At 61.0% G+C, this 23,081-nt stretch carries 16 protein-coding genes; 4 read left to right on the top strand and 12 right to left on the bottom strand.

The genetic code is table 11. The features are described from left to right. Positions 1 to 1,038: 1,038 nt before the first annotated feature. The 8 genes from J2X98_RS11150 to J2X98_RS11115 form a co-directional block, all read right to left on the bottom strand. Complete coding sequence (locus J2X98_RS11150; RefSeq protein ID WP_307307930.1) at positions 1,039 to 2,214, bottom strand: ATP-binding protein; 1,176 nt, start codon at positions 2,212 to 2,214, stop codon at positions 1,039 to 1,041. Positions 2,215 to 2,731: 517 nt separating this feature from the next. Continuing rightward, positions 2,732 to 5,065 carry a putative bifunctional diguanylate cyclase/phosphodiesterase gene (locus tag J2X98_RS11145; protein ID WP_307307927.1) on the bottom strand — a complete coding sequence of 778 codons (2,334 nt, stop codon included), beginning with the start codon at positions 5,063 to 5,065 and terminating at the stop codon, positions 2,732 to 2,734. A gap of 692 nt (positions 5,066 to 5,757) precedes the next feature. Continuing rightward, the gene (locus tag J2X98_RS11140; RefSeq protein WP_307308155.1) at positions 5,758 to 6,966 is read right to left on the bottom strand and encodes an amidohydrolase; all 1,209 of its coding nucleotides are present in this window, start codon (positions 6,964 to 6,966) and stop codon (positions 5,758 to 5,760) included. A 67-nt stretch (positions 6,967 to 7,033) separates the two neighbouring features. Beyond that, positions 7,034 to 8,572, bottom strand: a complete 1,539-nt coding sequence (locus J2X98_RS11135; RefSeq protein WP_307307924.1) for a M81 family metallopeptidase — start codon at positions 8,570 to 8,572, stop codon at positions 7,034 to 7,036. 48 nt (positions 8,573 to 8,620) lie between these two features. Then, positions 8,621 to 9,763, bottom strand: coding sequence for an MFS transporter (locus tag J2X98_RS11130; protein WP_307307921.1), 1,143 nt, complete (start codon positions 9,761 to 9,763; stop codon positions 8,621 to 8,623). Between the two features lie 14 nt (positions 9,764 to 9,777). Continuing rightward, the gene (locus tag J2X98_RS11125; protein WP_236821492.1) at positions 9,778 to 10,545 is read right to left on the bottom strand and encodes an ATP-binding protein; all 768 of its coding nucleotides are present in this window, start codon (positions 10,543 to 10,545) and stop codon (positions 9,778 to 9,780) included. Beyond that, on the bottom strand, positions 10,545 to 12,158 hold the full coding sequence (gene istA, locus J2X98_RS11120) for an IS21 family transposase (RefSeq protein WP_237430006.1): 1,614 nt from the start codon (positions 12,156 to 12,158) through the stop codon (positions 10,545 to 10,547). Before istA ends, J2X98_RS11125 begins: the two co-directional genes overlap by 1 nt. A gap of 111 nt (positions 12,159 to 12,269) precedes the next feature. After that, entirely contained in the window at positions 12,270 to 12,548 is a 279-nt protein-coding gene (locus J2X98_RS11115; RefSeq protein WP_307307916.1) for a hypothetical protein, read from the bottom strand. A gap of 142 nt (positions 12,549 to 12,690) precedes the next feature. On the opposite strand from J2X98_RS11115, the gene J2X98_RS11110 reads away from it, so the two are divergent. Then, positions 12,691 to 13,701: an Lrp/AsnC family transcriptional regulator gene (locus tag J2X98_RS11110; RefSeq protein ID WP_307307913.1), complete on the top strand. Its 1,011-nt coding sequence runs from the start codon at positions 12,691 to 12,693 to the stop codon at positions 13,699 to 13,701. A gap of 265 nt (positions 13,702 to 13,966) precedes the next feature. Here J2X98_RS11110 and J2X98_RS11105 read toward each other — a convergent pair whose 3' ends face one another. Then, complete coding sequence (locus J2X98_RS11105; RefSeq protein ID WP_307307911.1) at positions 13,967 to 16,891, bottom strand: NACHT domain-containing protein; 2,925 nt, start codon at positions 16,889 to 16,891, stop codon at positions 13,967 to 13,969. A gap of 337 nt (positions 16,892 to 17,228) precedes the next feature. On the opposite strand from J2X98_RS11105, the gene J2X98_RS11100 reads away from it, so the two are divergent. Together J2X98_RS11100 and J2X98_RS11095 are read left to right on the top strand one after the other, a co-directional pair. After that, entirely contained in the window at positions 17,229 to 17,612 is a 384-nt protein-coding gene (locus tag J2X98_RS11100) for a hypothetical protein (protein WP_307307908.1), read from the top strand. 83 nt (positions 17,613 to 17,695) lie between these two features. After that, the gene (locus J2X98_RS11095; RefSeq protein WP_373460869.1) at positions 17,696 to 18,373 is read left to right on the top strand and encodes a hypothetical protein; all 678 of its coding nucleotides are present in this window, start codon (positions 17,696 to 17,698) and stop codon (positions 18,371 to 18,373) included. 40 nt (positions 18,374 to 18,413) lie between these two features. Here J2X98_RS11095 and J2X98_RS11090 read toward each other — a convergent pair whose 3' ends face one another. Further along, complete coding sequence (locus tag J2X98_RS11090) at positions 18,414 to 18,638, bottom strand: hypothetical protein (protein ID WP_307307903.1); 225 nt, start codon at positions 18,636 to 18,638, stop codon at positions 18,414 to 18,416. A 119-nt stretch (positions 18,639 to 18,757) separates the two neighbouring features. Then, positions 18,758 to 19,957: a hypothetical protein gene (locus J2X98_RS11085; RefSeq protein ID WP_307307900.1), complete on the bottom strand. Its 1,200-nt coding sequence runs from the start codon at positions 19,955 to 19,957 to the stop codon at positions 18,758 to 18,760. A gap of 242 nt (positions 19,958 to 20,199) precedes the next feature. Here J2X98_RS11085 and J2X98_RS11080 point away from each other — a divergent pair, with 242 nt between their 5' ends. Continuing rightward, entirely contained in the window at positions 20,200 to 21,402 is a 1,203-nt protein-coding gene (locus tag J2X98_RS11080) for an IS110 family transposase (RefSeq protein WP_307307897.1), read from the top strand. 40 nt (positions 21,403 to 21,442) lie between these two features. Here J2X98_RS11080 and J2X98_RS11075 read toward each other — a convergent pair whose 3' ends face one another. Continuing rightward, on the bottom strand, positions 21,443 to 23,080 hold the full coding sequence (locus tag J2X98_RS11075) for a relaxase/mobilization nuclease domain-containing protein (protein ID WP_307307894.1): 1,638 nt from the start codon (positions 23,078 to 23,080) through the stop codon (positions 21,443 to 21,445). Position 23,081 lies beyond the last annotated feature (1 nt).

Genomic DNA, 23,081 nt, shown 5'->3' with positions numbered 1-23,081 from the left:
TGGCCCTTGTGTCGGAAGGTCGGGGGTGTGGTTAGGGGGCTGGAACCTCCTTTTCACGGCAGGGCGTGGGTTGCCTGTCACGAGGCGCTCGAGAATGACGTGTAGGCGCAGATTGGTCCTCCGGATCGAACAAGGTCCCAAACCCGGTGCCCAATGTGAAGTCAGTGTACGGGTTGGCTGAAGCCTGAGGGACTGTTCCCGCAACGCGCGGGCCATGCAGGACGAGCTCGGCATGGCACTGTGAAGCGCATCGCGCCACGGTCGAGCGGGAGCTAAATGGGCGCCCCTGGCGCAGACCAGAAGCAGCTCCGCCCGTGCTTGAAAGTGCCTATCAAGCACACTAAAGAACCTCGCCCAAGGCGGTACTGAGGGCTTACCTATTCGGAGTTGGCAATCCTAACAGGGAACTTCGGTGTTCACCTGTCTCTACAAGCTACGCCCCGGCAGCCGCCGGTTATAGGCACTTGCCGATAACGAAATCTTCCATCAGCACTCAGCCCGTTGGGAGTCGTATCCCATCCAGGCATGGGCAGCAAGGCTACTGGCCGCGAGTGGGCCACGAGCCGGCAGAAGATGCTCCTGCGGTTCTTCACCCGATTCCATACAAGCCTTGAACTACACCCCAACCTGACTGCAAGGCGCCTGACCAGGAAGGATCCGCCTGGCGGCGGCGCTCCGGTCTGGTTCTCAGGCACCTGTAGGGCCGAAAGAGCTGACGTGGTCGGCCCCTGCCCCAGCGGTACCATCGGGCCGCACATTTTGGGCTATTTCGCTGATCCGCGGCGGATCCAACTCCTCAGTTTCCCACCTCTCGGACTGTCAGGGTGGGATCTGAGGGGCACCAGGAGCGACCGTCAACGAAGCAGAATTTCACGCTATTCTGACGCCGTGGCCGGCTTTTAGGCGAGAAGACTCCACGAAATCTCGCCAGCTGCGGCGGCTGCCGGACCCGTGTTCGGCTTGGGTACCATTCGGTGGTTACTTGACCGAGTATCCTTATCGGCCCGACCCATAGGTGCACCGCCTGCATTGAAGGGTCTAGTCCTGTTGGCGGGTGATGAAGGCGCCCATGCCGGGGACGGTGAATTGGACGAGGCCGTGTTCGGGGGCGAAGATAATGCCCTTTTCGATGAGACGGGCGCGTTGGCTGGTAAGTGAGCTGTGATCTTTGCCGAGGCGCCCGCTGAGTTCGGCTGTGGCGGTTGGGCCTTCGCCGTCCTGGCTCATGGCACGGAGGTAGCGTCTTTCGGCCTGAGTGGCGCGCTGCCAGCGGGCGACGAAGAATCCGTGATCGAGATCCGCTGTGCCCAGCTCAACGGCAAGCTTAGCGTCACCCACGGTGATCTCTTTCTCGGAGGCTGCCTCCCACAGAGTGCGTCCATAGGCCTGGAGGAAGTACGCGTATCCGCCCGCTGCGCTAAGGACCGTCTGCAGCGGTTCACCTTTCAGGACGGCACCAAGCCGTTCGATGGGGACAGTTAGGGCGTCTGCTGCTGACTTGTCGTCCAGCTTGCCGATCATCCGGTAGTGGAAGAGCCGTTCAGCGTAGGAGCGGCTCTCGCTGAGTCGACCGGGAAGGGACGGCAGCCCCCCACCGATAATGTAGAAGGGCCAGCCACGTTGTCCCGCTGCATGTTGCGCGGTCAGAAGGGCCCCAAGGAGCCCTGGATCGAGGTCCTGCATTTCGTCGATCACCAATGCGAATCCAGCCCGGGCCTTGCGCATCGAGACTGAGACGTCTTCGATCATTTCTTCAAGGTCAATGTCGAGTTCGCGGGAATCCGCCCGGCCCGCCGCGAATTTCAAATCAGCGGTGAGTCCCTGCAGGCCGAGGGATACCGAGATGTTCGAAATGCTTCCCAGCCCCTGCTCGCGCAGATGGGACCAGGCAGGGGTTTGCCGGAGCCGGCGGACGCCTAGTTGAAGCTCGCGGGCGAGTTTCTTTCGGACGGCCTCTGCTCCACCTTCTCCGGCCTGCGCTTCGAACTGTACGACGAGCCAACCGTTTCGGCGGGCCATTTCGGAGAACTCATTCAACAACACGGTCTTCCCGACACCCCGTAGACCGGTGAGCAGTATCCCGCGGTCGCCGGCCGCGTTGGCTTTAGCGCGGGCAACCAGCAGGTCAAAGGCGTCAATCTCTTGTTGCCTGCCAACAAGTGCCGGCGGCTTGACTCCGGAGCCGGGTGCGAAAGGGTTCAGGGCTGGTTCCATAAGCACATAGTAACCAAAAAATCGTGAAGCATCTCAATTATTGGGATACGGCGAGATTCTTTGAGCGACCACTGACCCCACCCTGATCAGGACGACGTATTCTCCATTATGGGCGTTTGATCCGAGCGGCTCATCATTAGCGAAAATCTGAGCCCAACCAGTAGATGCCAGATTTGTTGACTGCTGCGATGCTGGCGGGCGGCAGCTTGTCTTGGATGCATTCTGCGCGCTGGCACGCTCCGACATCAGTAGTGGTTGCACCGCCGGCCTTGGTCAACCGTTTGGCAGGGAAGCTCATGATGACCGGCCGCAAGGGCGTCCGCATCGGCGATGAGGCCGAGACTCTTCAAGCCTCGCCGTTTGTCTGCCCGGACGTCCTTGTATTTAAGTTGATGCACGCGAAAGCCGTCTGGTGTACGGCAGTCGGCCAGGCAGGTTGCATTGCGGGTTCCTCCGCGGTCACTTCCGCTGCCGCGTAAATCGTGCCGTTAGGTGACCCGGTTAAGTCTCCCCGCCCTTAACCGATACTGCCGCTGATCCCCTGAGTAGGCCCGGCATTTTGGAGCGGGCTGCCTCCGGGAAGGGGCAGCCCGTTCCGATTGCTAAGCCAGGCTTCCATTTGGTCGGCAGGGATGGGTCGTGACATGAGGTAGCCCTGCGCCAGATCGCAGCCGTAGTCCGTCAGTGCCTGGAGCGCTTCTTCGTCTTCCACGCCCTCTGCGGTCATTTCCAGGCCGAGACTGTGCGCCAGTTCGATGGTTGAGGCCACCAGAGCCGTAGCGCGGGCGTCGTCCATCATGGTGAGGATGAAGGACTTGTCGAGTTTGAGCTCGTCGATGGGTAGTTCGCGCAGGTAGGACAAGGAGCTGTATCCCTTGCCGAAGTCGTCGACGGCGATTCGGACGCCCATCTCCCTCAAGGCGGCAAGCACGGTGCGGGCACGGTCGCGGTCGGCTACCAGGACGTCTTCGGTGATTTCGACGATGAGCGCGGACGGGGACAGCCCGCGGGCCAGGGTCATAGCTGCGACCTGGTCAGGCAGTTTAGAGTCCATAATTGAGCTGGCTGAAAGATTGACTGCCACGGAAATGGGCTGGTCCCGGGCAGCCCAGACAGCGGCCTGGTCCAGGGCCTGCGCCAAGACGACGCCGGTCAAGGCCGGCATCAGTCCCATTTCGTCAAAGCGTTTTAGAAAGGCGTCAGGCTGCAGCAATCCCAGGACCGGGTGTTCCCAGCGTACGAGCGCTTCCGCGCTGCTGACTTCTCCTGTTGCAAGGTTAATTTTTGGTTGGAAATGCAGGGTCAGTTGGTCATCTTGGAGGGCCGCGTTTAGTGCCTGCAACGTGTGGCACTGGTTTGATCCCGGTCCCACGTCCCCATCGGAATACACTGCGTGGCCGCTGCGCGTGGACTTAGCCGTGTACATTGCCATGTCCGCTTTGCGCAGCAGCAGGCTCAGGTCTTCTCCCTGCCCCGGAAACAGCGAAATCCCTATGCTCGCATTGACCTGCACGGTTACCCCGCCCAGATCATAAGGGTCTGCCAGTGCTTCGCGGAGCTTCGACGCCACTGCCGGGGCTTCAGGAGGCGCGCAGTCACTGACGTAGACCACAAACTCGTCACCGCCCATGCGCGTCAGCAGATCAGCCGGCGCCAGTAGACCGGACAGACGCCAAGCTACCTGCTGGAGCAGCCGGTCGCCAACGTCGTGGCCGAGCCCGTCGTTAATCTCCTTGAATTTATCCAGGTCCAGCAGCAGCACTGCGCTGGGCCGCCCCGCTGCGGTTGCCAGACGTTCCGGCAGGTCCCCGTACAGGGCACGCCGGTTGGGAAGTCCTGTCAGCTCATCCGTCCGAGCTTGACGGGTCGCATCCAACAACCGGATCCTCTGCCGGAATATCATGGGCAGCGCTGCCAGTGCCAGGGTGAGGCTCGCCAGGACCACGGCCAGCACCGTGACCTGCTTTTGTGTGGCCAGGATCAGGACTGCCAAAGCCGCAAGTGTGGCAAGAGCCGGCACAGCCTGCACCGGGATTTCCCGGCCGCGCCTGGCGGTGGCTGCGCTGCTTCGGCTCTGGACCACGGTCCAGCAAGCGATCAGCGCCGCGCCGAGCGTCCAGACGGCATCCAGCGGCGTCCCTACGACATAAAGAGCGTTGAGGTCCAACAGGGCGTGCACGATGTCGGCCCCGGTATGGATGAGGAGCCCCAGGACGAGCAGCCCCCACCCACGGCCCACGTTTTTTCCATCCGTGGCCGCTACGGCGATGATGGCGGCGACAAGCAGCAAATCCATCAAGGGGTACGCTGCACCGAGAACCGCCGCACCAAAATGCGGCCCCTGGAACGCCGAGCTCAACACAGGGTCCAAAATGACAGCGAGAAAGGCCGCGGCCCCGACCCCTCCGACGATACTGTCCAGGATCACAGGACCTGCCATGCCCGCCAGTTGGTGCCTTACCTTAACAACCAGAGCAGCGAACATCAGCAGATAAAACCCGATGTAGCCGATGTCCGCAGGGGACGGAAGTGATACGTTCCCACCGGCCGCCGAGATCGCAACGTAATAGGTGTTCCCGGCAGCTTGGCACGACAGCGCAAAGGCTGCCACGACGATCTCCGGCCGCTGGCCCTTCAAGCGGTACACCACGAGCCATCCGACTGCCGCAGGCATGACTACCGCCAGCAGACCCAGCACCCCGTCAACAAAGAAGCTGAAGTCTCCCGAGTCCCAAAAAGTTACCACTGCCGCGTATGCCGCGGCAGTGGTAAGAAGAGCACCGCAGATGAGCCAGACATCTCGACCCCAGGTGCGCCGGCCGCGGGACCCCGCGTTCCTGTGACCGTGCATCAATCCTGAACCAATCCATCCCCGACTCCGAATGACCTAACATCGGCTCCGGCGGTAAAGCTGACACCGGGATCCTCTGCCAGGGTTCCAAAGATGCACACCATCATGTTTCTCCTTCACGGGCAGGGGCACCTGCAAGTGACTCTCAACCACAAAACTTGCTTTCTAACGCAGCGATCCCGCACCACCGTCGGCCAGCGATGACCGGGAAACAGACATCAGCCGGTCCATGATGCAGCGTGCCACATCGACACCCGCCGGCCAAACCCGTATCCGAGCCCCACCCCGGGCCTCCCCGCGCAGCAGCAACCCCGCGGCGACGGAACGCCCCGGAGAGGGAACAGGTAACCGAAAACCGTGCAGATCAGGCTCCACGGGCGCTGGACGACACCCTGTTGATCGCGCAGCGGAGAGCCTTTCTCATGAAAAACGATCAGGGCAAGGACAGGGAGACCATGCGAAAGTAGTGTGCCTTCATAGCGCAGTACAACGACGGTGCATGTTGAAAACCCGGGGTTCGTCCTCGGACGTTGGGAGTTGATCTCCCTCGGTGGTCCGATTTCCATGAGGCCAGATGGTAATGCGAAAGGCCAAGTGGGCGCGGGAGTCGATCGACTGGGGTGGTCTGAGGGACCAGTTCACGGCCGGCCCCTCACTTGTTGCCAGCTCAGGATGATGTGTGAAATCTCCCTCTATCGGACTGACTTCGACTCGCATTCAGCATCCCATCCGATTCTGGACAGGATGGCGGTGATTACCGCACGGACTCCGGTGCTGAGGGTCGGCTCCATGGCGGGGCTGAACTGCGGTGAGTGGTTGCCGGGGACGTGGCCATCTGCCGCGAAGGTCCCAGCTGTGTGGCCGCCCAACATCCAGTAAACGGCGGGGGCATGGATAGCTGAGGCGAGAGTACCGAAGTCCTCACTGCCCATCATCGGCGGGATCTCGTGAACCTCTTCGTCCCCGATAGCACTGCGGAAATGCTCCATGAGTTGATCTGTCGCTGCTGGATCGTTGTAGCAGCTGGGGAAGGAGTACAGCTCCTCAATCCTGGGTGCCGGCGCGTCGGAGGCCTCCGCCTCGGCGCGGATGATCCGGCGGATGGATGCCAGCACGGCCTCGCGTACACCCTGTTCAAAGCTTCGCACATTCACGGTGAATTCTGCCGTACCCGGGATGATGTTCTCCTTCAGGCCGCCGTGGAACGTTCCGATCGTCACTACGGCGGACTGCATCGGATTTATCTCACGCGAAACTATGGTCTGTAACCGGACCACCATATGGGCGGCCAGCACGATCGGATCGATTGCTTCCTGGGGCTGGGACCCATGCGCCTGGCGCCCTTGCACTGTGACCTTCCAGGAATCGGCCATGGCCATAGCGCTGCCGCGGCTGATGCCTACGGTGCCTGCCAGAGTTGGCATGACATGCTGACCGTAGATTATCTCCGGCTTGGGGGCCTTGTTCCACAGTCCGTCATCGACCATCGCTTGCGCGCCAGCGGCCGTCTCCTCCCCCGGTTGGAAGATGAAGACGATCGTTCCGGCCCACGTGTCGGTGGCTTTCGCCAGTAAACTGGCGGCCGTCAACGCTGCAGCAACGTGTACGTCGTGACCGCAGCCATGCATGACTGGTACCTCGGTTCCGTCCGGCAGCCTGCCCATAGCTCGACTCGCATAGTTGAGTCCCGTTTGTTCCTTGATCGGCAATCCGTCGATGTCCGCGCGAAAACCGACGATGGGTCCCTCGCCGTTTCGGAGTACACCGACGACGCCGGTGCCGCCACAGCTAAAAGTCTCCGCTCCCAACGAAACGAGACGGTCGGTGATGAGTGCTGCCGTTCGATGTTCCTGCATGGACAGCTCGGGATTGGCATGCAGGTGGCGGTACAAATCGTGCATCTGGACCGTTTGCTCGTCGGTGAGCTCAACTTGACGGGGAGTCGTAGCTCTCACGTCCTGCCTTTCCTCAGTGCTGTTCTGCTTGCGCACAGCGCGCCTTGAGTGTGATTCCGGTACTGCTGAAGTCCATGGAAAATTCTTCACCCATCGGTGAAAGGCGGATGCCTTCCGGCAGATTCGTCCAGGGGAGATCTGCAGGGTTCGCTGCCATGGGCCCGGGCGCGACGGCGACAAGGATTTCCCCGGCGACGGGCTGGAAGTCTCCACGGAAGTGAACTGAGCTTTTAACCACGACGACGTTCTGCTCCTCGGGCGACAGATCCACCATCTTGAACTGATTTCGGTCCATAATCTGCGCCTTACGGGACGTCACGACGACCGAGACGTTGCCGCTGCACAGCAGAGCCGACGGGCCCAGGTCCAGTTCGTTGCCGTGCATCATTGGTCCGTCGAATCGGCAGCGGCCGTCAGAAAGAAACTTCACCTCGAACTCGTGCTTCAGCGCTACGTCTCCATAGGCGGAGGACCCCGGAAAGTCCGCCGTGATCACGGCGCCGAGGCCGGCCTCATGGGCAAGGGCGGCGACGGCCGGGTCAAAGATGGCTCCGATCGCGGAGCGTTCCACGTTGTGCCGGAGGAGCGCTTCGAGCATTCCCATGGTCGTCGCCTCTCCGCCTGCGCCCGGGTTGTCTTGGGTGTCGGCGATGATGACTGGTGATCGACCCGCCGCAACCACGTCGATCGCTGTTTGGATCGCTTCATCGGGTGAATAGAGTTCTGGAACGAAGTCTTTCTCATGGAGTTCGACCAGATGGGCCAGTTCCGCCACCCGCTCCGCGATTCGAACGGCATCCGGGCCGTAGCCCCACACGACGGGCGAACAGTCTGCGATGTCTGCAGCAGGAAAACCGGCGCCGAAGGAAAGATCATCCCCATCCAGACCCGGACGGCCAAGTCCGTGGTAGATGCTCCCTGCTGGCTCCATGAAAGTGCTGCCAGCATTTATTGGGATGAGGAACGGAATCCTCTGCCAGGCACATTCCAGCCGCTCCCCTGCGGCGAGCCGGGTCATCAACTCTGCACATCGGACGCCAGTTTCGGCCATATCGATGTGCGGGTAGGTGCGGTAGGCCGTCATTGCGTCTGCGAATTCAAACATGACTGAACTCATGTTGGCGTGCAGATCCAGACTCACCACGATCGGGCACTGATCGCCTACGATTGCGCGAACGCGCCGGAGGATCTCTCCCTCACCGTCGTCGTACCTGTCCGTGACCATGGCCCCGTGCAAGTCGAGGTACACGGCATCGGGCGAGTGTTCCGCACAACCGCGCGTGATCATGTCCACCACAGTTTCGAAGGCCCGGGAAGTAACGGGGGCCGACGGCGAGGCAGCGCACCAAATGATGGGAATGATTTCGTGGCCGGCTGGTCGCATCGCTTTCAGGAAGCCGCCAAGCGGGATGTTGACGTTCTCCAGTTCAAACAGTTCGCTGCCAGTGCGAAGGGCTGGAAACCCCTCACCGTTTTCGAAGTTTTCCAGGTCTGCCGGTCTTTCGGCGAACGTGTTTGTCTCGTGCAGGAATCCAGCGGTAAGGATGCGCATGGGTCTCGTTATCTTTCAGGACGGTGACGATGGCTGTCGGGAGTGAAACTAAGTGCGCTGGAAGCGAGCCGATTGCGACAGCAGCAGCGCCGTCATGCCGACAAGCACGAACCCGACCATTGTCAGGAGTCCGGCCTGTGTGCTTCCGGTACTTTCTTTGATCAGGCCAATGACATAGGGACTGACGAAGCCCCCGAGAAGACCGATGCTGTTGATCAGAGCGATCCCGCCTGCGGCAGCCGAACCCTTAAGCTTTTCGGCAGGCATCGCCCAAAAGACGGTGTAGGCAACCCATAAGCCCGTTGTAGCGAGGACGATCCCTGTGAAGGAGATAGCGAATTGGGTCGGGACAAAGGCAGCGATCATCAGACCGACCGCGGCCAAGGTTCCCGGGACAACGGCGTGGGCTGTGCGTTCACCCTTAGCGTCGGAGCGGCGGGCGATAGCGATCATGAAGACGATGGCGAAGGCATACGGAACGGCCGTGAGGAGACCGATCTCGGTCAAACTCTGCAACCCGTTCTCCTTGAGAATGGTCGGTAACCAGAAGCTGACGGCGTAGATGCCGCTGATGAGACTGAAGTATCCAATCGCCATGAGATAGACGGACGGATCACGCAGGGCCCGGCCGAAGCTGCTGTGGCCGCTGCCTCCATCCTCGTTGAGCTCCGAGGCGATCAGGCGCTTTTCGTCCGCCGTGAGCCAGGCCGCCTGGGCGGGCGAGTCTGCGAGGAACTTCCAGACGACACCTGCCAAGACAAGGCAAGGGATCCCCTCGAGCAGGAACATCCACTGCCAGCCGGCGAGACCGGAGGCGCCGTGTACGTTCTCAATGATAAATCCGGAAACGGGTCCCCCGAACATAGACCCGATGGGGCCGGCAAGCATCAGAATGGACATCGCACTTGCCATCCGCTTGGTGGAGTACCAATAGGTCAGGTAAAAGATCGCGCCAGGGGCGAACCCGGCCTCAAACACCCCCAGCAGAAAGCGAACGAAGTAGAAGGCATACTCGTTCCGGACAAAGAGCATGGAGGCCGATGTCGCTCCCCACAGCAGCATGATGCGGACCATCGTCTTCTTGGTCCCTGGCAGATAGCTTTTGTTGGAACTGCTGGTCTGGGTAGTTGGTACTGGGGTTCCGGGAAATTGGTACCGGCCCTTCGCTTGTCCGCTCGGGGCCGGCACCATGTCCTGGTTGGGGTCTATTCCCAGTGGCCCGGTTGCGCTCGGGCCGTATCGTCGCGGAGTCGTCGCATGTCCACGTCGCCGAGGTTGAGTTGGCGTGCATTGTTTGCCAGCCGGTTCACGATCGAGTCCGCGGCCACCCGGTCCGGCAGGGCCTCGACCCAGTAGGCCGGGCCGGATTGGGAAGCGATGAGCGTGGGCAGGCGGTGTTCCCGGTTGGCCAGGACCGCGAAGAGGTCGTTGGCCGCTTCGGGGTCGATGCCCACGGTAAGGAAGTCATCGATGACCAGCAGGTCCACGTCCGAGAGCTCGTTGAGCAGCTTTTGGTGGCCGATGCCGTCACCGCGGGCGATGACCAGCCGGCGGGCGAGGTCGTCCATCCGGGTGTAGGCGACGGTGTGTCCGCTTTGGCAGGCGGCGATCCCGATCGCGCAGGCCAGGTAGGTCTTGCCTCCACCGGTTGGTGAGATGACCAGGAGGTTCGTGGGGTCCTGGCGCCATTGGTGGGCGGCGTAGCGCTTCATCCGCACCGGGGTGATCCCGCGTCCTTCCTGGTAGTTGATCTCGGCGACCGATGCTTGCGGGATCGGGAACCTGGCGGCCCGGATGAGCTTGTCGATCCTGTGGGCCCGGCGCTGGTGGAGGGCGTCGTCCACTGCGGTGAGGAAGATCTGCTCGGGAGTGAGCTCGTCATTGGCCTCGTCGGTGATTAGTTCCTCGAACCGCAAGGCCAGGTGCGCGATGCGCAGGGTCCGGAATTTCTCGTGGTCCTCGCTGGTGAACATCAGCCCTGGCCTCCCTGTCCGTCGCGCCGGTAGTGCTCGGCCGAGCGCACGTGCACCGCCGCCTGGATGCCTGCGCCGGGGTCGGCACCGCCGGCGGGTTTGCGGGTGGCCGCCGCCGGTGTGATTGTTTTGGGTTTTTTAGTGTCGGAGTCGATGGTGGCCATGATCCGTTTGATCGTGCTGTAAGTTCCTGGGCCCTGACCGGTGTCGAGCAGGACCTGGCAGGCGGCCTCCAGGCGGGCCTTGTTCCGCTTGCCCAGGGACTCCAGGATGTTCTGGCAGTCCAGGTACCCTTGGGCCTCCACGGTGTGCCGGTCGATGATCCCGGCGATGACCGCCTCGGTGGCTGGCCCGAAGCCCCGGGCGCGGTCCGTGAACCACCGCTTGGACCACAGCCCGTCGATACCCCGGTGCCGGGTAGGGGCATGCGCGACATCGGTCGAATACTGGCCCTTCCGGCCCAGCCGCCGGACATGCTCGCAGATGACCTGGTCCCCGTCGAAGACGGTCACTGTCGTGGAGGTGACCCGGACCCGCAGCAGCTGCCCGGCGTAGGTGTAGGGCACCGAGTAATGCTGGGAATCGCAGCTGACGTGGTAATTCCGTCCGACCTTGAGCTGCTTCCATTCCACCGAGTCGAACCCGTCGGCCGGCAGCGCCTGGAGCAGGCCGGACTCATCGGCGGTGAACCGTTCCCACCGGGTGCTGCCATCGGCCCGGGGAATCCGCTCGTTGATCTCCACCAGCCGGGCCCCGATCGCCTCGTTCAGGGCCTGCGCCGTGGTGAAGACCTCCTCGGCCAGATAGCCGATCACCCGCTTGTTCACCACGTTCACCGCCGACTCGGCCGCAGCCTTATCGCGGGGCCGTTTCGCCCTGGCCGGCACGATCCCCGTCGAATAATGCTCGGCCAGCTGCTGATACCGGGCGTTGAGCACCCGGGCCGATTCGCCCCGCTTCGGCCGGTGAGTCGAGGTCGCCGGATTGTCCGGGACCACCAGCTGCGGGACCCCGCCATAGAACGAGAAAGCCGCCACATGGGCGGCAATCCAGGACGCCGATGTCATGTCCGTATACCCATGGCAGAACACCGCCCCGGAATACGGCAGCACAGCCACGAACAGATAGACCCCGGTCACCTCCCCGGTGACCGCATCCACAACCCCCAGGGTGTCCCCGGCCCAGTCCACCAGCATCGCCCGGCCCGGCTCGTGGTGCAGCGTCGCCACGACATCGGTCACGCGGGCATGCTCGGCGAACAGGGCGCAAAACTGCGAATACCCGTACTTCTTCCCGCCGTTCGCGGCACTCGAGACCAAGTACCTGCTCCAGGCCTGCTGGAGAGTGAAGTGCCGGTTCTCCCGCATCGAAGCCAGCACCCGATCAAAATCCGGGCGTTCGTATAACTCCGTGACCCTCTTACGACCATCCGGAAACAACCGGGCGATCTCCTGCGGGGACATCGCCCCGATCTGCCCTGCGGTAAAACCGTAAGCCGCAATCGTCTTCTTCGCCGCGGCCACGTCACGGCGGGAACACCCCGCCACCGCGACGATCTCGTCATAGCTCCGACCAGCAACAGCCAAGGTCATAATGGCCTTGAAATCGGCCATGCTGCCTCCTCACATAGGAAAAGGCGGCGCCCAGTGCACCGCCTCACCCACAGCGCAGCACCCACAAACCACGACAGTACCAACTCACCGGAACACGAGTACCAACTCACGCTATCTGCCAGTCCCGATTTTTTGAAGCAACAGATTGCTGGGAATTTCAAAGATGACGTAACCGAGGAAGAACAGCCCCGCGCCAAGACCGTAAGCCGCCTCAGAGAGTCCGATGTCCGTCGACATTTGCAGCTTGGCAAAACCGATGTTGACTCGGTCCAGGTAGGCAAAGATGTAACAAATCAGCAGGAGAGGAAGTACCCGCCTCGTGACCTTGCTGTGTAATGCCTTCATGACTTGAGCCGACACGGCGGTCGGTGGCACGGAATCTATCGCCATCGATGCTCCTAGTTCGTTGTTGCAGGGGTGCTAGCGATGAGTCTAGGAGGAGCGAAACGAACATCTGCGAGGATGCATTCTTCTGAAGTGGCAAAGCTCTTCTCTGCATGATCTCGAAATTCCGTGGGTTATTTTGAGTCTCATGACTAAATGGAAACGCCCCGACGAGCTGGATCTGGAACTGGTGGACGCTCTACAGCTCAACGCACGCGCACCGTGGCAGGACCTCGCCGGCGCCCTCGACGTTTCCCCGATGACACTCGCCCGCCGCTGGGACCGTTTGACAGGGGAAGGGCTCGCGTGGTCCAGTATTTCCGTTGCGGCGGGAGCCTCCCAAGGTGCGGTCCTGGAACTTGACTGCGCCCATGGATCGGCGCTTGAAATCGCGCAACTTCTCGCGCAAAAACCCAACGTCATTACGGTTGCCCTGACGAGCGGTGACTTCGGCATTTACGCCCTCATGCTCACAACTGATCTCTCCCGCTTGTCAGCTGCCCTCGACCAGACGATTCCAATGGATCCACGTATTCTTCGCTCACGTGTCAACGTCTTCGGCAGCATTTTGGGAGGCGTTACGTGGCGCGAGGGCATAATGTCCCGCCAACGGACAGAACAAGTCCGCCCCAAAGCCGGCTCGAGCGCATCCCGGGAATCGTTGCTGTCAATCCAGGACCGGCCACTCTTTCTTGAGCTGGCCGGTGACGCACGGATGTCGTACGTCGCCCTCGCAGAAAACTTAGGTACTTCCGCCTACGCGGTGAAACGTCGGGTAAACCGGCTCATCAGGGCCGGAGAGATCAACTTCCGATGCGATATCGCCCGTCCGCTCTTCGGCTATCCGACAGCGGCGTTCCTGAAACTAACTGTTCCGGACAGCAATACCCGAAGGTTCGGCACATTGGCAGGGGCTTGGAAGGAAACCCGCTTCTGCGCAGAAGTAACGAGCGCCGCCAACATGATACTGATCGTCAGCGTCCGATCTTTGGAACACCTCCACAACGTTCTCCAACGAATTTATGCAGCGGACAGTGCCATCGAAGTTGCTGACCGCCGGTATGTCCTTAATCAGGTCAAGGTGTACGGGCGGCTCCTTCATCCCGACGGGCGGCCAGCGGGCCATGTTCCCGTGGACCCTTGGTTGGACGGTTCATGAGGTACACCCAAACCTGACGTCAGACTGTCGCGCCGAGCCCGTAAGAATAGGGCCGCAGCTCGACATACCGGACACAAGGGATGCAACTTCTTAGAACTGACCCTAACACAGGCGGCTTGAGCTCAAGGCTGATCGCGGGGAATGTGAAGTGGCTCGTTCAAAGACTGCGCTAGTAGCAATCGCTGCGCGTACCCGATCGCCTTAAAAGTGGTTCGCTCACGTACCCCGGCGAACATGGCGCCTTGTTTAGATTTTTGAGCCGGCACTAAGGTCGTGGCGGAGTTCTATCTCCTGCCGCCGGCGACGGGACTTGCGGCCTTCGAGGACCCAAGCCGAATTGGGCGTCGAAATTCACAGGAGGAATATGCCGATACTTAACTCCCAATGGATCATCGTCGAAGACGCTGAAATCGACTAGATCGGTCCCTCCGTTAACCCAGTCCTGTAACCGGCTAGGCAGGTTCGAGAGAGCTGGGCCGCTCATGATCGGGGATCGCAGCTTCTTTCTCCGTCGCTGGGATGAGGCTCGCCCTGTGAGGATCGTGGTTAGCTCAGGCCAACAGCGTGCCACTGCTGTTAGGAGTTCTGACTCACCCTCGCGCTCCTCCGCTAAGGCGAAAACGATATATGCGAGCAGAGTTCTCGCCGTCTTTTCGAAATCACCTGGTCGATCAAGAGGGATCCAAGGCCTTCTGTGTGCTTGAACGTCCTCCAAGGCCCCCCGGAGCCGTGCAATAACTGACTGCGGGATTGCCGCTCCCCCGTTTAGTTCATCGACGAGGCGCTCGACTACGAGCTTTGTGGAAGCACTTGGCGCGACTGGGATGTCTGTATTGAAAACCCCGTCAACCAGCCACCAGGCGATGCCAGGAGCCCATCCATAGAGAGTGAAACAAACGAAGTACTCCCATATATCTGAAGTATCTCTTGCAGGGACACCCGTACCAAGAAGCCAGTTCATGACGACAGGGTCTGGAAGCTCTGCGAGTTCCTCAGCGTATGTCTGCACCATTTCATCAACAATTGGTGACCACATGCTGTTAAAACGGGTGCTCGACCCGGCGAGCTGAAAACTTGCCCACCCGTAGAGGAACTTCCTTCGCGCAAGCACGCTCTCAGCGGGGAGGAGGTATTCTGACTGAAATTGATCCCTGGCGGGGCCGCTTACTTGAAGCAAGGCTGTAAAGACTTCGGAATCCAGCGTGAGATTCCAGCCGTGCATGATTAGTGCAAACCCCTTTGACCGAGCGAACGAGGCAAGGTTGGCTCCGTCCATCAGCCGAAGAAGAAGCGCAGGGGGCGCTCCATTGTCGCAAAGACTGATGAACACGTTTGTAGCCCCTCGCGCCCGCGTCTGGTCAAAGCTTTGAATGAGAAGCTCAGGGAGCAGTGAAGTGCTGTCTCGTTCGTAGGCTTTCCGCAGCAGCGCTGCCATGTCCGTTGCATTTTCGGCATTCCGCGCGAACGCTTCAGCGGCGAAGAACTCGTAAAATGTCCTGTGCGTAAAGGAGAAAATTCGATTTCCTCCATGTTTACTCGTGCCGGTCACCCCCAAGAGCCAAGCTCGGCCGGCACAGAAGTCAAGAAAGTCCCTGGCCGTAGGTTCAGCCTTACTTGGCAAGAACCCGAGGTCCGACACCATGTACTGGGACATGGTCTTCACAATGATCTGTTCTTCAAGACCTGTCTGAGCGGAAGGTGAGGTGTAGATCCATCGTGCGATCTCTTCCATGAGACGGTCGGTGTAGTCGGGCAACACTTCGAAGTGCTTTATCTGTCGGTGTGCGTCCCACTTGTGGAACAGAAGTTGTGCACATTGACTGTAGATACCTCGTCTATTGGCAGGTATGGCGCCGCTGTCTCGATAGAGGATACAGAGCAAGGATAAGAGCAGTGGATTTGCTCTCAGATCGCTAACGGCCTCAGATTCTGCAACGAAATGCTCAACCAAATGATCCTTGCTATTCTTGGCAAACCATCGCTGGCAGTATTCTTCGACCTGTTCAAGACTGAATTCTTGAAGACGTACGCTTCGGAATACCTTCGCACTTAGTGCGGCACTGTTATATCCAACTTCTCTTGTCGTGACGAGTACAGATGTCGTCGGAAACTGGGAAGTGAATCGATGTATGCGCTTCACCATGTCTTGGCGACGAGGTAGATCCGTGATTTCGTCAAGGCCATCGAGTATGACTGCTATCTTCCCAGTAAGCAGCAAACCTTCCAGGTCTGCATCCGACACCGGTCGGAGATCTGCTGTCAACTGCTTGGAAGCGAAGCTGACCAAGGAGCCCGAGAACCCCTCCCGGGCATATTCGCGACATTTAATAACTACGCTCGGTAGAGTAGGGCTTCTTAATTCGGGGTTGGATAGGCCAGCGGTCAAGAATTTGACGAAGGTTGATTTACCTGCACCAGGAGAACCCATTAACAGGACCCGGAAAGGGATCCCGGAAGACACTAGTCCGCCTGAGTCCTCTATGGATTCAGAACTAACATCTATGAAGTCACGACTCACATAGAGATCGTCAAAAGTGACGGGACTATCGACTTCGGCGTGCCCGATTATCTGTTCTCCATCACCGGCGCGGATTGCTTCGGCTAGCTCTTCCGACAGCGTCGAAGTTTGCCTTAGCGCGTCCAGGTCTGTGGTAAGAGCAAGTAGACGACCAACGTAGGTTCGGTGCGCCCCCTCATTCTCCTTCCCCTTTAAGGGTGTTCCGATAAAATCGGAATAGGCCTCAATCTCTTCAGTGAGTTCCTCGGAATGGCTTGCGTTGGGCAGGACACCATGGAAAAGCTTAACGATGGAATCGAAAATCGTATCACTCTTGGCCGCCCAGGTGGTTTTGGACTGAATGGCCCAACGCCGGCTCTCATTGAGGAATGCCGTACGCGCACCATCTATTACCTCGTCAGCATCGCCAAGGACCGTGCCGAGGGCAAGAAGAGCGAGAATTGGTTTGACTGCGTCGCTGGCGAGGAACAGATGGACGTCGCTAAGTTCGGCAGCCGTAAACGATGCATTCTGACCTGAGAGAGCGTCTAGCGTTAGCCATTCCTGGTCTATCGTCCCGCTCAAGCGTGCCCGACGGTAGGCTGAGCGAACACCCTTATTAGCGGCCTGCAGAACTGCAGACGTCCCGCTGGCTATTGAGACGGATGCCGCAACGGTGGAGATCGGTTCCATACCGAAACTCTATACAGCCCAAGTCCCACCTATAGACATGCCACTGCCTGCAAGAGACTTTTCGTTAATCAATCTAGCGGGAGGCCATAAATATATCGTCTATGCCCAGCCACACCCTTGCGAATCTCTTATGTTTTCGCCGAAAGCATCTGTTCTGCTGTTCACAGTCGGGGACGTTCCCGATGGGTTATCCAGCGCTACTGCTGCTGACGAGGGACCCTTGCAGCAGACGCGCCAGATAGAAGTGAGGACAGTCGCTATCCAACTAGTGCTTTTTTAGTGGCTTTATAGTGGTCTTACCGTTAGAATGGACAGGTACCGGAAGGAGTGAGCCGTCATGAGTATCTCGATTGACGTTGGAACTGCCCACAGCGGCACGGCTCGTCTGGGCATTCGGGAGATCGTCCGACAGCTCAACAGCGCGCTCGGCGCCACGCTGGTCGCGGCATTAGCGGGCAGCAAGGACCCTAAAATCAGTTATCGGTGGGCCCGCACCGATGGACCGGAGCCCCGACCGGAGGCCCAAGCCCGGTTGCAGCTCGCCCACCGCGCGTGGACTGCTGTGTCGAGCGTGGAGGGAGAACACGTGGCCCGGCTGTGGTTTGTCGGCGCGAACCCGTGGCTCGATGAAGTCTCGCCCATCGAAGCGATCAAGGACATGCGCGCCAAGGAAGTCATGGCAGCCGCAACTGCGATGACTGAAGACAGGTTTGCGGGTTGACCGGAGTCTGTTCCAGTACCGGCCTGGCCTACGTGGAAGGGCCGATTACTGGATACCGGATCGCCAAGTCATCATACGGACCTGTGAATCCGCTGCCGCGAAGTGCGGGAGCGGTGGATCGGTCGTCCTGGTCGCGCTTCGACACCCCAGGTTCGACCGTGTACCTGGCCGGGGATCGACGCACCGCGTATGCGGAGACGCTGGCGATGGCCCGGGTGGGTAAGGACTTCCGCGACGCGGTGGCGTTCGCCGCTCGGCAGTTCGGCCTCCCCGTTGAGGTGGCTCAGAAGATGATTCAGGATGACTGGACCAGGAACGGGAACATGATTCCTGGCTGGCTTCCGGCAAACTGGCGGGACGGGCGTCTTATGTACACGCTGCGGATCAGCGAGCCGATCAGGTGGGTCGATCTGACGGCAGCCGAGTCGATCGCAGCTCTGAACCGTCACCTCGGGCAACAGCTTGACGAGTCCTTTGGCATTGGCACTGTCACCCTTGGCACCCTGGCCGGAGATGACCGCGAAGCAACCACGGCCATTGCTGAATGGCTCCGTGAGCAAGTCCTGGATGACGGGAACTACGCTGCCGGCGTCCGCGCGCACTCTAAATACGGTGGGGGACTGTGTTGGGCTTATTGGCTGCGGCGGCAGGATGACCGGCTCGGTCCCGACCCGGTGCAGGTCCAAGCCGAAGCGGAGATCCATCGGAACGATGCTGATCTCAACTATGTTCTCTCGCTCTATGGGCTCGAGTGCAGATAAAGATGTGGCGGGTTAGTGTTTTCTGGTTCGACGCCCACAATTACCGTGGATTCTGAGCGTCAGGGTCATGCCCCAGAATCCGGAGCAGGTCACGGGTGATCATCCGTAACTCTTCGTACCCGTGCTGGTAGAACAGCGGGGTCATATCCAGCAGCGGCGTGTTGTCGAAGTCGGCCAGCAACTGCAGGGCCTCTGCAATGACCTCATCATCACTCCCCCGGCCTGAGTTCTGATGGAAGTCGGCCTCTCCGGGTTTTTGTTTCAAGGTAATCTTCCTTGCAGGCCGGCGCTGAACCGCGACAGCCGCGAATAGGCTTGGCGGTCAATCTTGGGTAGCTTGCCGGCCCGCGGTACACCCGCCGCCTTCGCGTACCTTCATTTCGTTTATCTGCTGAGGCCGCTTTTGCCACGTTCGGCACCCAAGGATTTGCCTGGACGGCTCTTCCTGGCCTTCGCAACCCCTAGGCCGGCTGTGACGGCTGCGTTGGGGTGTGTGCCTTCGCTGCGTGCTGCGGTGAGGCGGCCGCGGATCTGCGTTTCTGTCGCACCGCTGGTCCTCAGGGTTGCGGCGAAATCTTCGTGGTGTTCGGCGGAACCGTACCCTGCGGCTGAGGCTGTTTCTGCCTTCAGGCCCTGATCTGTGAGGCGCTCGTTGTCGTTGCCGCTGACGCGGTCCTCGATTTCACGGCCGAGGCCTTCGATACGGGCGAAGAGCTCCCGTTCGGCCCGCTCATACCGCTGCTCCACGGACTCCTGACCTGCGCCGGTGAAGCCGGCTTCGGCGAGGAGCTTGGCTTCATGCATCTCCTGGGCGGCTTTCACGAATGCAGGGTCTTTGAAGTGGTCGTCTCCGGCTCCATTCACGGCGGCTGTGGTTTCGTCGCGGAGCTGGTCGATGGTGGGGCCATTGATGCCGTCTTTGCCGATCAGGTACAGCCGTTCCTTCACGTCCGCGTCGGCGGCTTCGACGGCCTCCGGGGTTCTGGCGTCCTGGGACTGCTGGAGCGCTGCCGCCAGGGCCTCGTTGCTCAGGTATTCGACGGGGACCTGATGCCTTTCCATGGCCGGCGCGAGCCTCTGTGCCCGGGCCCGGAGTTCTTCTGCCTGGGCTGCAGCGATCAGCGCCACGGCTTTCTCATGTTCCCGGGCGGCGTTGAGGCGGGCCTGTTCGACGGCGACCGTTTCGATGCCGGATTGCAGGTAGGCGTCGTCTGCGCCGACCTCGTGCGTGTCGATCCCGTACCTGGTGTACACCTCGTGGCGAATCCGGTCGGCTGCGGTCAGGGCGGCGGGGTCGTGGTCCTTCCAGGCCTCGCTCAGCAGGTAGGCGTTGGTGATATCTGCGGGTTGTGCTTGCTGCCACCATTTGACGTCGTGGACTGGCGCGAGTGCGCCCTGCATCTGCGCACGCTCCGCGGTGTAGCGGGCGTGAGCTTCGTGCGCTCCCTGGGTGTCCTGGTGTTCCCGTTCGCGGAGGAACTCCTGCCGGCGCCGTGCCAGGGTCTCCCCGACGCGGGCGGCAAGCATCAGGGATTGCCGCAGGCCGTTGTCGAGTACGTCGTCGATGCCGTCTGATTCACTCATGGTGTTCCTTACGTTGTTTGGTGTGTGTTTGGTGGGCTTTGTATGCTCGCCATCACCCAGGGGCACCGGGTATGGCTCATTAGTGTTTCTCGCCCTGTTTGTGGCTGAAGGGGATTGGCCGCTCGGTGCCCCGCGACAACTCGACCTCTGATTGAGAAGTGCGGCATTGATCGCTGTGTAAGGACACGACGGCGAGGTTGTCGATTGGGCAAAGCACATCCCGACGAGCCAAGGAGGTACCCGTGTCGCGATTGTGGGCGGGAATTGATGCTGGAAAAGCTCACCATCACTGTGTGGCGATCGACGAAGAAGGGCGCCGGCTCTTCTCTCGCCGTGTGGCTAATGATGAAACCGAGCTGTTGGCCATGATCGCAGACGTACTCTCCCTGGCGGCGGGCGGCGAGGTGGTCTGGGCGACAGATCTGAACGATGGAGGGGGTGCTCTGGCTATCGGCCTGTTGGTCGATAACGGCCAACAGGTCCTCTATATCCCTGGCAGAACTGTCCATCATGCTTCCCGCACATACCGGGGTGACGGAAAGACCGATGCCAAGGACGCCGCCATCATTGCCGACCAGGCCAGGATGCGACGCGACCTGCACCCCGTCCGGGCAGCCGATGAGCTTTCGGTCGAGCTTCGGCTCTTCTCGGCTCACCGAGCTGATCTGGTCGCGGACCGAACCCGGGCGATCAACCGGCTGCGCGCCACCCTGTTGGGGTATTTCCCTGCTTTGGAAGCAGCCTTTGACTACTCCCTGCGGAAAGGGGCGCTGGTGCTGCTGACGAAGTACCAAACCCCCGACGGGATCCGTAAAGCAGGCCAGGCCAGAATCACGAGCTGGCTGCGCAAACAAGGAGTCCACCGGTCCGACCTTCTTGCGATGGCCGCGGTGGAGACAGCCAACCGCCAGCACACCACCGTGAGCGGGCAAGCAGCAGCTGCGATGCTCGTGGGAAAGATCGCGGCTCAGGTCCTTCGCCTGCGCGAAGAGATCGAGGAGGTCGAGGCACAGATCGAGGCCCGGTTCAGTAAGCATGAATACGCCGAGATCCTGCTGAGCGTCCCTGGATTTGGTGTGCAGCTCGCCTCCGAGTTCCTCGCTGCGACCGGTGGAACTATGGATCACTATGAGAACCCCAACCGGCTTGCCGGCGTCGCAGGGGTAGCCCCTGTCCCGCGTGACTCCGGCCGCGTCAGCGGAAACCATCACCGTCCCAGACGCTACGACCGAAGACTGCTCAGAGCCTGCTATCTCTCGGCGCAAACCGCGGCCGTACACTGCCCAACGTCGAAGGCCTACTACAACCGGAAACGCGCTGAAGGAAAGAACCACAAGCAAGCTATCCTCGCCCTGGCCAGACGCCGCATCAACGTCATCTGGGCCCTTCTCAGAGACGGTAAGCGCTTCGAGCACCGGACGATACCGGTTACTCAAGCCGCTTGACTTTGTCATTGAGAATCCCCTTGCACTGGTGGTGTGATTCTTATCGGTCGAGTCCCGGCCGAGTCTCGCGGCTGGGCTGATAGGTCCTTGCTGGTGTGGCCGGCGTGGGTGTCGTGGGAACGACGGAACCGGGGCGGATCGGGGCCATGCCGCGCCGTGCGATATCGACCGCCCGCGGCGGAGCAGTTGCCGCAACTGCTGGCTGTCGTTCCGCTCCGACAGGTACGGGTTTGGGCATGGTCGCGGTGAACGGGGCGAGCTGGTTTTCGACCACGGCGCGGATGCGCTGCGCTTCCCGCGCCCGGCCCGCCTGTTGATGCATTTCGTACACCGCGAAGGCGGTGTTGATCAGCTGCACCATCAGCGCGGTCTGCGCTGCTGTCTTATTCTTGCTGGAGGCGGCCATGAACAACATCGCGGCGCCGGCGATCGACGGCAACGGGACGGGTTTGCTGTGTTCGCGGGGTGTGCGGAGCTGTGCGGTCCGGGCCAGTTCCGCGGCGGTGGCAGCCAAGGGTCCTGGCGTCCCTTCGAGCCGGTGCGACCAAGCGGCGAACGCTCCCGACACTTCCCGTGCTGCCTTGGCCCAGGTTGCGTGATCGTCGCGTGGAACGTTCCGGAGCCGGTCGGCCAGCTCGGTGGCGTTTCGGGTGTAGTCCACCCACAGCTGCGGGGCCGGTGCGGTCTTTTCCGGACCGCGGGTGTTGGCTTTGCGTTTGTTGCGTGCGGCTGCGTTCCACTCTGCCGCTGCTTCTGTTGCTGCATGTGGGGTGTCGGTCCATTCTTGGCGCAGTTGTCCGAGGCGGAGGTCGGTGGCGAGGGTGCCGCCGCCGAACCAGATCGGCCGATCCCCCGGCTTCGGTCGTTCGGCCACGGAGTAGCCGACGATGACGCCGGTGGTGTTCTTCGCGTACCTGGGCCGGACCAGCAGACCGCAGTCCCTGGCTCGGCGAACGAACTCCGCCTCGCTGCCGGAGGCGGCAGCGCTGGCGCGCACTTTGCGGGCGAGGGAGGCCCGGTGCATCTCGCGCTGGTCGCGTGCCGCGGTGGCCTTCTCGGCGCGTTCGTAACCGCGGGTGGCGTGCACGGTGAAGAGCTCTTCCAGCCCGTACCTGGCCTCCAGGGCGCGGCAGGTTTTCTGGGCTTTGGCGTAGTCACCGTGCGTGGAGGCTTTGGTGCCGTCTTCGCGGACCAGGGACACGGCGATGTGGATGTGGTGGTTGCCGTTCTCACTGGTTCCGTGGTTGATCGCGGCCCACCGGCACTGCGCTTTACCGCTGGCTTCGGTGAAGCCCATCGCGTCGACGAAGTCGTTGGCGATATCGCCCCACTGCTGGTCAGTCAGCGCTCCTTCTTCGGCGCGCAGACTCAGGGAGCAGTGCCACACGCTGGCGTCCTTGTATCCGGCGAAAACCCGCTGCTTCTTCACCGGATCCCAGATCATGTCCTTGACCCGGACTTCGACGCCGAACGCCTTGCGTGGCTGGTCCAGGTGCTTCGCGATCGCGGCCGCGTCGTCCTTGTCCAGGACACCGTCGTCGTACCAGGCCATGATCGCGGCGTCCCCGGCGATCAGGTGCGGGTCGGTGTGCGCGTTCTTCGTCTTATCCGCATCCGTCGACACCAGGTACACCATCAAACCAGCCATCCTCGAGCCGCGGGTAATGTTCGGCATCATC

The organism is Pseudarthrobacter enclensis (assembly GCF_030811655.1).
Taxonomy (GTDB): domain Bacteria; phylum Actinomycetota; class Actinomycetes; order Actinomycetales; family Micrococcaceae; genus Arthrobacter; species Arthrobacter enclensis_A.
The sequence above is the reverse complement of the archived record's forward strand: the minus strand, read 5'-3'. Positions and strand labels throughout refer to the sequence as shown.